This window comes from Paraburkholderia sp. UCT2, assembly GCF_014397665.1.
In the GTDB taxonomy this organism is placed as follows: domain Bacteria; phylum Pseudomonadota; class Gammaproteobacteria; order Burkholderiales; family Burkholderiaceae; genus Paraburkholderia; species Paraburkholderia tuberum.
The window spans coordinates 1-12,850 of the sequence record NZ_VZQO01000032.1; the positions used below are offsets into that span (position 1 = coordinate 1).

The 12,850-nt window shown below is 61.5% G+C and carries 9 protein-coding genes and 1 pseudogene; 1 reads left to right on the forward strand and 9 read right to left on the reverse strand.

Features of this window, described 5'->3' with window-relative positions; genetic code table 11:
- Window positions 1-78: 78 nt before the first annotated feature.
- The 7 genes and pseudogenes from F6X39_RS23990 to F6X39_RS24015 form a co-directional block, all read right to left on the reverse strand.
- A complete protein-coding gene (locus tag F6X39_RS23990) occupies window positions 79-915 on the reverse strand; it encodes a site-specific integrase (RefSeq protein ID WP_187618392.1) in 837 nt (278 codons plus the stop codon).
- Window positions 916-1,115: 200 nt separating this feature from the next.
- Entirely contained in the window at window positions 1,116-1,397 is a 282-nt protein-coding gene (locus F6X39_RS36960; RefSeq protein ID WP_410450316.1) for a pyridoxal-phosphate dependent enzyme, read from the reverse strand.
- Window positions 1,398-1,500: 103 nt separating this feature from the next.
- Window positions 1,501-1,785 (reverse strand): annotated as a pseudogene (locus F6X39_RS36965) (pyridoxal-phosphate dependent enzyme); the annotation flags it as partial.
- A complete protein-coding gene (locus F6X39_RS24000; protein ID WP_187618393.1) occupies window positions 1,748-2,113 on the reverse strand; it encodes a pyridoxal-phosphate dependent enzyme in 366 nt (121 codons plus the stop codon). The gene F6X39_RS24000 and the pseudogene F6X39_RS36965, both read right to left, overlap by 38 nt.
- A gap of 55 nt (window positions 2,114-2,168) precedes the next feature.
- Window positions 2,169-3,005: an alpha/beta fold hydrolase gene (locus tag F6X39_RS24005; RefSeq protein WP_187618394.1), complete on the reverse strand. Its 837-nt coding sequence runs from the start codon at window positions 3,003-3,005 to the stop codon at window positions 2,169-2,171.
- Window positions 3,006-3,045: 40 nt separating this feature from the next.
- The gene (locus tag F6X39_RS24010; protein ID WP_187618395.1) at window positions 3,046-4,359 is read right to left on the reverse strand and encodes an NAD(P)/FAD-dependent oxidoreductase; all 1,314 of its coding nucleotides are present in this window, start codon (window positions 4,357-4,359) and stop codon (window positions 3,046-3,048) included.
- Window positions 4,360-4,905: 546 nt separating this feature from the next.
- Window positions 4,906-5,679 (reverse strand): SDR family oxidoreductase, encoded by a 774-nt coding sequence (locus F6X39_RS24015; protein WP_187618396.1) that lies wholly within the window; start codon window positions 5,677-5,679, stop codon window positions 4,906-4,908.
- A gap of 92 nt (window positions 5,680-5,771) precedes the next feature.
- Between F6X39_RS24015 and F6X39_RS24020 the strand changes: the two genes are divergently transcribed.
- Window positions 5,772-6,407 (forward strand): TetR/AcrR family transcriptional regulator, encoded by a 636-nt coding sequence (locus F6X39_RS24020; RefSeq protein WP_187618397.1) that lies wholly within the window; start codon window positions 5,772-5,774, stop codon window positions 6,405-6,407.
- Window positions 6,408-7,439: 1,032 nt separating this feature from the next.
- On the opposite strand, the gene F6X39_RS24025 is transcribed toward F6X39_RS24020, so the two are convergent.
- Both F6X39_RS24025 and F6X39_RS24030 read right to left on the reverse strand, forming a co-directional pair.
- Window positions 7,440-8,450, reverse strand: coding sequence for a Wadjet anti-phage system protein JetD domain-containing protein (locus F6X39_RS24025; RefSeq protein WP_187618398.1), 1,011 nt, complete (start codon window positions 8,448-8,450; stop codon window positions 7,440-7,442).
- Window positions 8,447-12,850: a hypothetical protein gene (locus F6X39_RS24030; protein ID WP_187618399.1), complete on the reverse strand. Its 4,404-nt coding sequence runs from the start codon at window positions 12,848-12,850 to the stop codon at window positions 8,447-8,449. Before F6X39_RS24030 ends, F6X39_RS24025 begins: the two co-directional genes overlap by 4 nt.

Consider the following 12,850-nt stretch of genomic DNA (forward strand, 5'->3'; position numbering starts at 1 on the left):
GACCGATTGCTGGCGTTCTTGAAGGGCCTGTAGGCCATGCCTATGTCCCGCTGCGCACGGCCGGCTGATGTCGTCCCGTCAGTCTCGTGCGTCACGGGACATAGTTCCGCACGGGAGATAGTCCAGCTTCTTGTGGCCCAGCAATACCTGGATGACACGGATGTCGACTTTCTGCTCCAGCAGATGCGTCGCAAAGCTGTGGCGTAACGTGTGCATCGAGACGCGCTTGTCGATGTCCGCGGCCACGGCGGCGGCATGAATGGCACGGTTGAGTTGCCGCGTGCTGAGCGGATCAACCGGATCGAGGCCCGGAAACAGCCAGCCGCCCTCCAGCATCCGGCCCTGCGCGTGCGCCACGCGCCACCAGACACGCAGGCGTTCAAGCAGCACCGGCGATAGCATGGCGTAGCGGTCCTTGCGGCCCTTGCCCTGCTCGATGCGCAGCGTCATGCGCTGGCCGTCGACGTCGCCGACCTTCAGCGCCACCACTTCACTGGCTCGCAGGCCGGCCCCGTAGGCGACTGACAGCGCGGTCTGGTGCTTCAGGTTGCCGGTGGCAGCGATCAGGCGACCCACTTCGTCGGGGCTGAGTACGACCGGCAGCACGCGAGGCACGCGCACGGGTTGCATCCGGCCCATCAGCTCGGGCTCGTGGAGTGTGATCTCGAAGAAGAACTTCAGACCGGTGATCGCCGCATTGAGCGACACCGGGGACGTGCCGTGATCGACCAGATGCAACTGGTAACGCCGCAGGTCCTCGACGGTGGCGGTGTCGGGCGGCCGCCCCAGAAACCGGGTGAACTCGCGCACGATGCGCAGATAACTGGCCTGCGTCTTCGGCGCCAACTGGCGCATACGCATGTCCTCGAGCATGCGCTGGCGCAGCGGGCTGACAGTCTGGTGAGTTTGAGTCATGACTCTGCTCCCGTTGAACGGCGAGGCGGATTGCTTCGCCCATCAACATGAAAACAGAGTCGGTTTCCTCCCCATTGCCACTACCGCCGGCCGCAGCCCCTTACCGCGCGAGCGGTTTAGTCCTGCGGCCAGAAGGAGACGGCTGAAGCTTGCGACAGAATGATGCTAAGTTTATCCGTGCGCGTATGACCCGCCGACGGTCAGGATCGACGCCAGAACGTCGTGATCGATACTGCCCCTGAAAGCACTGCGACTACTCGTTTGCCGGTGAAAAATGGATGATGGGCGGCCGCGAGCGCCGCGGCACCAGCACCTTCAACCACCAGGTGATTGTGTTTGGCCAATTGGCGAACCGCGTCAGCCGTTGCTTCGAGCGACGACACGACAACACCGTCCACCATCGCGTTGAGGAATGGCCAGTTTGATTGCAGTACAGTCGAGACCCAAATGCTCGCGACGAAAAAATTCTTGTCGACCGGCACCTCGACCGGGCCACCTGCCGCCAAGGCAGAACGCAGCGGTGCCGCAGCTTCCGGCTCGCACGGCATACACCAGTGCGTGGGAACCCCAAAGGCTGCACGCCAGTGCGACGCCTGTCACCAGGCCGCCACCGCCGAATGGCACCAGGATGACGTCCACATCCGGCAAGTCTTCGACAATTTCCTTCCCTATCGTCGCGTTACCGACAATTACGGCACGACCCGAGCACGGATGAACGAGCGTGCCATCTTCGCCGGCTGGCGATTCACCGCACACAGGATCGACCAACAGTCGTCGAAACTGATCGCAACGACTTGCGCGCCCAACTCGCGGAGGGCGGTGATCTTGCTTTTCAGGCCGTTTCTGTGACATACACGCGCACCTCGGCATGGCGCGCACGAGCGGCCTGTGTCAGTCCCAACGCAAAATTTCCGGTGCTCGCCGTGTAAACCCCCTTCGATAGCTGGGCGGGTGCAAGGTCCAGAACGGCATTGAGTGCGCAACGTATCTTCAACGATCCACGCGGTTGCAGGTTCTCTGGCTTGAGAAATATTGAGCGCCCCTTGGTTGGCGCCATGCAAGGGAGGAGAGGTGTTCGAATGATTTCCTTGGCAAGGGCGCGCGATGTTTGCTCAATATCTTTGCGGGCAACATCGGCCAGAAAATTCGGTTCGGCGAGAGGCTTACGACGATTGTGAAAAATGTCTGGAAGTGCCATTTTGTCCTCCGGTGTACACAGCCGCGACGGAAAGCTGCCTGAGCTTCGGAACACTTCAGCGTGGACTGAGTTGCGAGCGAAGAAAGGGAACGACCGTGCCGGCAACGGCCTCAGGATTATCAACGAAAGGCCAGTGACCGCTGTCCGGCAGGATCAACACTTCGGCGCGGGGAAAGACCTCGCGCTGTCGCTCGGCGAAGTCCACTGAAATATAGGGATCGTGGGCGCCCCACACCACTTGCGCCGGCAGATCCAGCGGGCGCAGTGCGTTTGCGAGGTCCTGCATGGCACTTTTCGTTTCGCGGGTGTTGCGGTAGAGCCGCAGCACGGCGCGTCGAGTGCCAGCATCGAAGCTGTTAAACGCCTGATCGACATATTCCACGGGCAAGCCACGCGGGTTGCCGTGCCGAAGCAGGAGCCGCATTCCGGCACGCGTTGTCGTGGCCATGAACAGTTCGCCCAGCCAGCGCGTCTGCCAGATGCGCGCCAGATAGTGCCATCGGTAATCAAGCAGTACGCCTGTGTCGATCAATGTCACGCTTGCAACGGCGTGAGGATTTGTAGCGGCCCACGCGAGGCCCCACGGGCCGCCAAAGTCGTGCATGACGAGGTGAGCATGTCGGACATCGCACTCGGCCAGCAGCCGGCCGAGGTGGCGCGCGTAGCCAGGCACGCTGTAGTCGAAATGTTCAGGTTTGTCCGCAGCGCCGAAACCCGGCATGTCCATGGCGACGGCGCGGCCGAACTCACCCACGCTGGCCACGAGCCGGGGCCAGTCAGCAGTCGATCCCGGATTGCCATGCACGAAAACGACAGCCTCGTCGGCTCCGCGCGGCCCAGCCTCCAACAGGGGAGAGCGGATTCCGTCGACGCGGACTGATGTCTCTTTCACGCGTCTCTAGGGTGGCTGTAAATCGACGCGAACCTGCCGGTCAGACCGGCGCGTCGGGTTGCGCAGAGCGCGCGGCGGGCTGTCGCAGATCGACCCACGCCGCCCTTACCAGTGCGCCGGGGGAAAGGAATTTGGCCGGACCGATAATGCGTGCGCCAAAGGCATGCAGATGTCTTGACGCTGCAGTGTCCTTCGCGGCAGCCGAGAAAGTGAGCCGTTCGATGGCGTTGAATCCATGCCGGCGCGCATAGTCGAGAATCAGGAAGCGATGGCCGCGGAGTTGGCGTGAAACACGTTTTGCATAACGCTGCAGCGCGGGCGAAATCGGGCGCCCCTGCCGTAGCGCCGGCGTAAGCGTGTCAACCAGCCATTCCGCCGTCTGGAATGCGAAGCCGCAACCGACGCCCCACAGGGGATCGATACTCATCAGCGCATCGCCGACGAACGCGACGTTACCGACCGCAGCTGGCCGCCACAGATTCGGATAGTCCTTGACAAGCAAGGTGTTACCGACCGGCTCGGCGGCGGACAGATCGGGGGCATCGGGAAATCCGGCCATGCTGCGCTCCAGTGCCTCGCCCGGCTCGGTGCGAAAGCCGTCGAGCTTGTCCTTGGTCGCCATGTAGGCAATCACTGTGACGCCGCCGTCGTTGGGAAACACGTAGCCGGTCTCCGGACCGCGCAACCACATTTGCGAGCAGGTTCCGCGCCGCAGTGTGACGCCGCGGTAAGCGCGAATTGCGCCGAAGCGGCTGTTCTCCGAGGATGCGGGCTGGATGCCGGTGAGCGCCGCCAGCGGCGAGTTTCGCCCGTCCGCGCCAACGATCAGCGGGGCCGAGACCACGCCCGTGCGGCTCCCACCGAGCTCGACACCACTGACGACGCCGTCCTGCTTCACCAGCGCGCGCACACCGCAGCCGAACATGGTTGTGACACCTGGGGTATGCGACGTCAGTTGCCGGAGGATCGGATCAAGGGTCCGGCGCTGAATGTTGTACCCGAAGACAGGTTCACCATTCTGGTCGAGCGGCGCGACGTCACCGGTCCAGCCATAGCGGGTCCAGATATCAACGCCATTTCGCAACCCACCGGCGTCCTCAATCAACTGGTCAAGACCCAGACGCCGCAGGGTGGGCGTGGCCGACGCCTGGATGAAATGCGTGCATAACTGCTTGAAAGCCGCGATGTCGGCGTGGTGTTCCACAAGCGCGACATGCAACCCGTCCAACGCGAACAGTCGCGCGGCGGTACAGCCAGCGAGCCCTGCACCGATGATGACGACATCAAACGCTTCCTGTTGCGTCGGTGGGGCCAGTAGTGGCGCCTCATCGCCGTCGACCGTGTTGTTGTTCACCTTTCTTCTCGCCCGAACTCATGCCCGCACAATGGGCAAACTTGAATCAGTATAGGCGGCGCTTGTGGGATGAACTATCGACAGCCAAGAAATCTGCATCGCTTGGCGAATAACAAAGTTGGTCGAACTCGGCCGGTCGCGATCGTCGCAAAGCGCCCTTGGAAGCCGCCATTGGCGTGGTCTCGGGACGAACGACGGTAGTGGGTCGATCACGGTCTTCCGCGTCGGGCAGCGGTCGGCCACAAACGGACAGTGCCGCGCATGAAGCCAATGTCCGCAGCCCGCGCGGTTCCGGTCACAGGATCACTCGATTGCCACCGGGCAACTGTAGTTGACGCGGCTGTTTGCCATCAGGTGACGAGCCGATGGCCTGGAGATGAAATAGGACTCGCATCGGCCATGCACACCGCCAGAAGGCTTCGCCCATGGTGGGGCTTGGAGACGCGAGCGAGTCGCGCCATTTCTCTCGTTTAGTAGTGCACGTACGCATACGTCCACCATCCTTTACGCGCTGGCGCGACCTTTAATATCTAGCGGACGCAATGGTTAGAGGCGGGCACCGCCCGTCGCGTCGATCACCTGTCCCGTAGTCCAGCGTGCCTCATTCGATGCAAGGAAGGCGATGACGTCAGCCACATCGGCAGGTTGACCCACTCGCGAGAACACCGACATGGCCTCCGCGCCGGCGCGCGCCTCCGGTACCGTTATCCACGCCGCATTCATGTCAGTCTCCGTCACGCCCGGCATGACCGTGTTCACCGTGATGCCGCGAGGACCGAACTCAGGGGCAAGCGCTAGTGTGAGGGTTTCAAGGGCACCTTTCGACGCGGCGTAGGCAGGATGCGTTGGAGCCGCGACACGCGTAAAGCCCGTCGAAACGTTGATGATTCGTCCATTGTCTCGGATGTGATCTGCAACAGTCTGAATCAGGAAGAACGGTGCCTTGAAGTTGACGGTCATGACCTCGTCGAAGACGGACTCACTGGTCTGAGACAGGGGAATCGCCGGTGCCACGCCAGCATTGTTGACGAGAATGTCAAGCCAAGGCTCGCCCGTGGCGGCGATCGCGGCTGCCCTGAACTGATCCCAGATACTGTCCGTTGCTTCTTTCCCGCGACGCAAGTCCGCATTGATGGCGACGGCTTTTGATCCGAGCGCCTCGATCTCGCGGATGGTGGCGTGAGCAGCATCCGCGTTGCTGGCGTAGTGCACACCGATGAGCGCGGCCCCTTCTCTCGCAAAGGCCAGTGCTACAGCACGGCCGATACCACGCGAGCTTCCTGTTATAAGGGCCACCTTGCTTGAAAGTTTTTCAGACATCGACCACTCCTTCTCGATAAAATTTATAGTGATCACTAGCATATTTATACTGGAAGCCATCGTCAACGATTTTTGTAGGACTCGATATAAAAATGAGCGAACCCGCCCGGAAACGTGGCAGACCGAGGTTGCTGGACCGCGATGTGGGGCTCGATGTCGCCGCGCGGCTGTTCTGGGAGCGTGGATACGAGGGCACGTCGATCGCCGACCTGACCCAGGCCATGGGCATTCCGCCGCCGTCCCTCTATGCAACGTTCGGTTCGAAGGAGGACCTTTACAGACAGGCGCTCGACCATATCAGCGAGCGTGAGAACAAGCAGTGGCTGGAAGCGTTGCAAGGGAAGATGCCGGCCTACGATGCGATAGCGTTCTACCTGCACGACGCCGCGGCACGCTTTACTGACCCGGGACGGCCGCGCGGCTGCATGATTTCGACTGCTGTTCTTCAACATACTGAAAAGAGCGAGTCCGTCGCCCAGACCGTGGCCGCACGGCGGGAGCTTGGGCTACAGGCCATCAAGGCACGCTTCGACCGTGCCGTAGCCGAAGGTGAGCTTGCCACTGACACCGACACCGAAGCGCTCGCACGCTTTTATTGCGCAGTTGTGCAAGGCATGTCGGCGCAAGCCTGTGACCGTGCATGCAGGGCAACACTGAAGCGGCTGGCTGATATTGCGTTGTCGGCATGGCCTTGGCCCCAAGGTCATCGCCGGAACCCGGTTCCGTGAGTGCATTGGTTTTCACCAAAGACGACACGGCTGTACCGCTGTGGTTCGGCCACAAGGAGTCAAGCGAGATCGATACGCGAACGACTACCTTTGTTTAGGTTTGTAGGATGCCTGCCCTCGACCACGGATATGAGCGCACGCCACAGGCACATGCGGGCAGGCGTCGTACAAACCTAAACAAAAGCCGACGTGGAGCGCGCCGGGACGACGGCTCGCCATGGAGGCGAACTCCGACTCAGCCCGACGCGTGCTAGCGTGTCCTGATCGGCTCTGAGAATCGCGCGGGCTCCCCGATGCGGGGTTTCGCGATACGCACAATTGCCCTTGACATGAGTTTGATCGCGCCTGCTGAAGATTGAGACACTTGCCAGTCGTGGTTGCGCAGCATCTTCCGGTCGAGCGGCCGCTGCGCTCGCCGGGATTGCAGCACGGTTTGCATCGTTTCCGGTCGGTAACATGGCCGCGGTTGGGATCATGGCTTCTTCAAGCTTTGCCAGGATCGCGCTGGAAAGTGCCTGACGGTATCGAAGACGGTATTCCTGAAGAAGTCGGCATTCGGATGCCCTGTGTTCGCGATGTTTGAACGAAAGTGCGCGTGGATTCTCTGTTGCGGTCTGTCCAGAGCTGAAAACTGCCGACTGGATTTTTCGGTATGGCTGACGGTATCGTCACTCCAGACCGGCCGGAGAAGCCGTATACACAAGGGTCCCCGTCACCGATTGACAATCGAGTGGGAGTGAGGGGCTCTTGAAATTCCCTTTTGAATCAAAGGCTTGTGATGATCGATAAATCACGCGTGCCAGATTCTAAATTGCCGAGCGCAGGTCCGTAAGTCCTTGATCGCTAGGGGAATTGTCAACCTGCGCCTGCGCCTGCGTGGAGGCCGAGCAACTGTCATTTGACGGTATTTCTGACGGTATGTATGGGCAACATGTGGATGGGCTTGCTTGATACCGTCAGCGGTGCCGACGGTATCCTTGACCGGTTAAAGCCATGCGCTTTGGCGCTCAGCCGTCCAAGCCGCCGGTGGGTTCAGCCATTGATGCCAATGGCACCAGAATGGAGTTGTTCAGTGCCCAGCGCCTCCTGAGGCAGCCACATGCTTGCAGACCAAACTGTTTCTAGTTTTGCGGCGAGTTCTGCGCCGAGCCAGGCAGCCGCCAGTCCTGCTACATAGGTTGCACACTCGGGTTTTTCACGCCGCACTCCGTTCGCAAGCAACCAGCGGTACAACGGGAGCGCCGCAGAAACGGTCGGATAGCCTGGCTCGACGGAACGGTTGAAATCCACGGGAATTGACAAGCCCTTCGGGTCCAGGTCGCCGAAGTACTCCGCTGAAGAAGCTCCTGTTTCTTGCATCGCTTGGCGCAACGCTCGCCCAGTAAGCCTGAAGTTTTCACCTCCGCCATAGATGACCGCCGTGTATCGCCGCGTGGCCTCGTTCCATCCGGCGAAGCTCCAGTACGTGTTGTGGTTTTCGACAACGAGTACGGACTTGCCAAGCGCATCAACTTTGCGATACGGCAGCGGCTGGGGCACTCGGAAGCAACCGATGACGGATATTGGAAGTCGCCCACCAAAGAGGGAGTCTCCGACACACATGTTGTCGAGCCGCTTCTCGTCGCCGAAGATTTCCAAGGAACGCTCCTTGATGGGAACCGAGGAGAAAGCCCCTCGGCGTCGGAGTAGGAAGTCATTGATGGGCCGTAGCGCTGACAACTGCGATGGCCTCAACTCCGGCCAGAACCCCAGCTCCGGCGCCCAGGTCACGTCGGCATGGTTGACAGAAACCTTGGAGCGAGGTGAGCTCTTCAACGTGACCCAAAGTGGAAGAGCGGGCGAGCCGGCCTGTTCCCAACTTCCGGTAGCCGGCAGCGAGATGGCGCCGTCAGCTTCCAGTTCCTTCAGCGCCCTCAGCAGCAGCACACCACGGTCCGGGCTGTTCTGGACATCTGGGTACAGCGAGAAGTAGTGCCGGCGCAGCTCGTCGAGCGGCACACGCTTGCGCGGCGACGACAGTAGCGCTGCAAGGAACGCACTCAAGCCGTCAACTCCTCGGGCACGTCGTTGAGCTTCAGGTTCGCGAACTCGAGGTGCCAGCGTCTCGTCTTGCTGTTCTGTCCGGCGCGGCGCAGGCGGATGAATCGCTGGAACTCGCCGAGAGCGTTGAAGTCCTGAAGTGCCGTGGCGAATATCAACTGGACGTTCATGGCCTCGGCCAGCAGCCGTTGGGCACGCCACATGGCGGGGCTGGTGGCCTTCGCGAACGGGTTGTCGAGGATGAGCGGCCCACCGGCGATGCGATGTACCTGCGCGTGGTTCTCAGCCCGCAACTGGTTGATGACCAGGTACAGGAACATCGCCATGACGACGCCTTCGCCACCGGAGTTCGAAACCCGCTCAACCGGTACGTACTGCTCTGTCTCCTCGATGGACATCTTCAGGACTTGCAGTCCCAGCGGACGCCCATAAACGCGCGCCATAGCGTCGGCGATGAGGTCCGTACCGCGCGGAGGGAACACGTTCGTATCAACCAACGTGTCGAGGTAGGCGCTGAGGGTCTGGCGTCGCGTCTCGACTGGGACCGTGCCGAAGTTTGCCCGCATCTTCAGGACTTGCTTGCCGCCAACGTATGGGGCGCCCATTGGCACTGACTTGTCCTTGCTCGTCACGCGATTGAGCGTCGTGATGGCCGAGCGGACGACGGCGAGCACCTCCTCGACGCAGGCGTCGAAGTCGGCTTGCATCGACCTCAGCGTTGCTTCCGTCGTCGCGATGCGGTCGTCCAGGTGCTCCAGTAGGCGTTTGGCATCCGTGCACGCGGCACCGAACTCGTTGGCAATCATCTGCTGCGCAACATCGGGGTCAACCTCGCGGAACGCTTGCTCCGACGCAGCCACCTTGACGAGGTCGAAGGCGGCACGGGCCTTCGTCTGCAGTTTGCTGACGCCTTGATTCTTCCCTGTGTAGTCCTTCAGCAGCGCGTTGACTTGGTTGCTGGCGTCGGCCTCGAGAACAAGGCTGTCGGGGTCCGGCACCTCCAAGGTCATTCCCACTTGGGCGCCGATTTCCGCTGCGATGAGCATAGGGTCGGGCTTGTCTTCAAATCCCATGCTGCTGCGCAGCAGCGCCTCAACCGTCCCGTCGGCCTCCGCTGCTGCGCGCTTCCGATTGGCTCGGTCCGCAGCCTGGTTCGCAACTTCGTTGGCTGTACGCATCCGCTCCAGCGCCTCGTTCACGCGGGTCTCGGCCTCGGCCATGAGCGCGGCCAGGGCATCCAGGTCCAAAGCCTCGTGAGCAGGTACCACAGGCCCGATGTTCGTCTTGTTTGAGTAGAACCACTTTTTTGACTCGCCGTTCACGACCTGCAGATTCGAGGCGGCGTTTACCTGCTCTGGCTTGGCTGCCTCCAGTGCGGTCGCGACGTTGGCCAACGCTTCTTCATGGTTCGCATCCATGAAGGGCCTAAGGTCTGCCATCTGAACGCCCTTGAACTCGCGGGTGAACTCCTTGGCTTTGTCCTCGCGGCGCTTTCGAGCGTCCTCCAGCTTGTGCGCCAATAGCCCCAGTCGATCTTTTTCCTCGGCCAAGTAGGCAGCTTCGGCGTCGCGATAGATGCGGCGCAATGTCTCCACTGGCCGTGGGTTCTGCAGCAACTGTTCCTGGGCCGGATAGTCCTTGTCATAGTGAGCAACGCCCGCCCGCTCTTCGCCGGCAAGCCCGAGCTCATGGTCCGTGCTCACGCGCAAGCGCTGGTCGCGGTTGTGTTCCTCCTGCAGCCGCTCGAGGTTCTCGTCCGCTGCCGACTTTCTCTCCTGTGCTGCGCTGATGTCTTGCATTGCCTCCGCCAGTCGCCGGACGCGCTCTGTATGGTCGGATTCGTGCTCGCTCTGGAAGCTGCGGACTGCTGACGAAGACAGGACTGCGGCCTGGCGTCGCGTATCGGCTGCCTGTGCTTGTTGCTCCAGCCCTTGCGCCTTCTCATCGAGTTCAAGGGCCAGCGACTCGAGGGACTCGGCCCGTTCCTTCGCCGTGGCAACGTCTTCCTCCAGGGCTGTCTTGTCAGCTTGCGCCTGCCCAAGCCTGCCGTCGCCGAACTCCTTCGTATACGCATCCAGCTCGTGAATTGCCCGCAGCGTTTGGTCGTGGCGCTCCCGATACGCGGACCGGCGCTCATCTTCGTCGGTGACGCGGAGTTCGAGGGAAACGCCCAGCTTCGCAGCAGCCTCGACGTTGAAGGCCGAATCATCCTCGGCAGGGACGACCACCACGTGCTCCGCCACGTGCGCTGCTGGCTCAAGTGTTGCCGCTGATACGACCACGGGGCGCGTGGGCAGGCGCGTCGCCCAGGAGACGGCCTTGGCCTTTTCAAGTTCCGTGGACGCTACGGAGACGCCAAGGAAGCGGGCTGGGTCGCTCGCGACGAGCGCTCGTGCCTTGGAGGCATCCGGCAGCGCACGAGAGATGTACTCGTTGTAGGCTTTGGCCGAGCGAACTCCCGCCTGTAGAAGCGTCTGGACGACGAGTGCTACATCGGCACTGTAGCCGGCAACCCCGGTCTCCTCAATAGCCTGTTTGGCGGCGCGCAACTCCGCAAGCCGAACGTCTCCCAGCGACACCTGCTTTGCCGAATCAGAGACGACTTCGCGCAGGCGAGCAGGCAGGGCTGCAGACAGCGGGTCGACGCGGTCGGATTCGACGGCGTTCAGAAGGACAGGCAACTGAGCCAGTCGTTCTAGTTCGGCCTCTCCTCGTGCGATGAACTCGCCGAGTGTCTGAGCGTTGCCAGACAACTCGGCTGCACGCACGTGTTCCGCTGCGGCAGATTGTCGATGCACCCGCGCCTCCTTGGCGCAGCGTTCCCGGGATGCTCGATGCACGTCACGCTCAGCAGCCGCAGTCGCAGCTTCATCATCAAGGCGTTCGAGCGCCTCGCCTGTCGTCTCTTCTGGTCCTCGAAACGTCTTGTCCGCTTCTAATGCTTCACGACGCCGGACATAGGATTCCTCGGCCGCTTGAAGCTTCGAGCGTTCCTCCACGTAGCGAATCTCTTCGGTTTCGGCGTTGGCCCGCTGGTTGCGAAGAGATGTTCGCTCGTTGTCCCGTACGCGAGCCCTTTCGTCGAGTGCCAGGAGTGCTGCCTTAAGCCGTTGCTCTTCGTTGAACAGTGCACGACGGAGCAGTGCCCCTTGAATTTCAGCGTGGTCCTTCGTCGGCTTGAGATTTGCCCGTTCGGCCTCGGCCAGCGCGTCAAGCTCCTTGAGCTCTTCGTCGATGCCAACGATTTCCTTCTGGAGCCGTGCGGCCCGGATGAGCCGTTCGTCCCGCTCCAGGTCTTTTACCCGGCCATCGGCAGTCTCCTTGCGCGCCTTTGCCTGCGCGCTGCACTTCTGATGCCAAGCCCAGGTGACCGTTGCCTGCTCCTTCGTGTGGAGCGTCGAGTCCGCAAGCGCAGCCGAAGCCAGTTGTCGCTGGGTCTGCTCGAATTCCGCCTCTCGGTCGTGGTCGAGGCGAAACGAGACGGCGCGGGCCTGCAGAGCCTGGACCATCTGAGCGCCCCGAATCAACATTGAGCGCTGCGCAGCCAGCGTCTCGAGGTACAGCTGGGCAGCTTCGGCGAAAGCGTTCAGCGACGCCCGGAACTTGGTCAGCTCATCACGACGCTTCTGGAACTGAGGCTTGCGGCGATGCTTCTCGCATACCGCAACTACCAGCTTGCGTGCTTCGTCGGCCTTCGTGGTGTCGCTGGTCAGGTGCAGAAACTTGCGCAGGAACTCGCCTTCCGTCTTGAAGTCGAGGAAGCCCGTGTCGAAACCGCCTTCCTGGGCCGAGAAGTTAACCTGCATGCGCAGCATGTCCAGGTCAATGAGACGCTCGTCTTTCAGATGCCGCTGCCACTCCGCTTGGCGGTTGTGGCTGATGAAAACGTCACCCGGGTACTTCTTCTGCTGCGCGTGTAGCCAACGTGAGAACTCCTGCATGGAGGTCGGCGTGGGCTGGGCCAGGCCGGGAGCCGGGATGTCCGCGAGGCCGAGGTCGGCGTGCTCCTCGAATGAGAAGAACATGCGGTCGACTTCCGGTGGCTCGGTGTGCGACCTTACCGCGACTGCCTGACCGATCACCAGACGGTAGGGCTTGCCTCCTGCCATTCTGGACGGCATGAGCCATTCAACGATGATGAAACCAGGCGCGCCATCGTGAGTGAAGTACTGAGAGAACGTGTTGTGCTTGCTCTGGATGTGTTTGAGAAACCTCTCTTGAGCGGTCTCGAAGCACGAGAACACAAGCCCGATGAGCGTGGTCTTGCCGCCGCCATTCTCCAGGTTGATGAGCGTGTCGGTGGGTTGGCCGCTGTCCGGGTCAGTCAGCGCGAAAGTCATCCCTTCGTACCATGCGGTGCGGTATCCGCAGTTGCCCAGGTGGATGCGGGAAATCTTCTGCAT

Excerpts from the sequence above, each read along its gene's own strand:
- F6X39_RS24000 (WP_187618393.1), bottom strand. The coding sequence starts at position 2,113 with ATGGCACTTCCAGACATTTTTCACAATCGTCGTAAGCCTCTCGCCGAA.
- F6X39_RS24020 (WP_187618397.1), top strand. The coding sequence starts at position 5,772 with ATGAGCGAACCCGCCCGGAAACGTGGCAGACCGAGGTTGCTGGACCGC.
- F6X39_RS24015 (WP_187618396.1), bottom strand. The coding sequence starts at position 5,679 with ATGTCTGAAAAACTTTCAAGCAAGGTGGCCCTTATAACAGGAAGCTCG.
- F6X39_RS24030 (WP_187618399.1), bottom strand. The coding sequence starts at position 12,850 with ATGCAGAAGATTTCCCGCATCCACCTGGGCAACTGCGGATACCGCACC.
- F6X39_RS23990 (WP_187618392.1), bottom strand. The coding sequence starts at position 915 with ATGACTCAAACTCACCAGACTGTCAGCCCGCTGCGCCAGCGCATGCTC.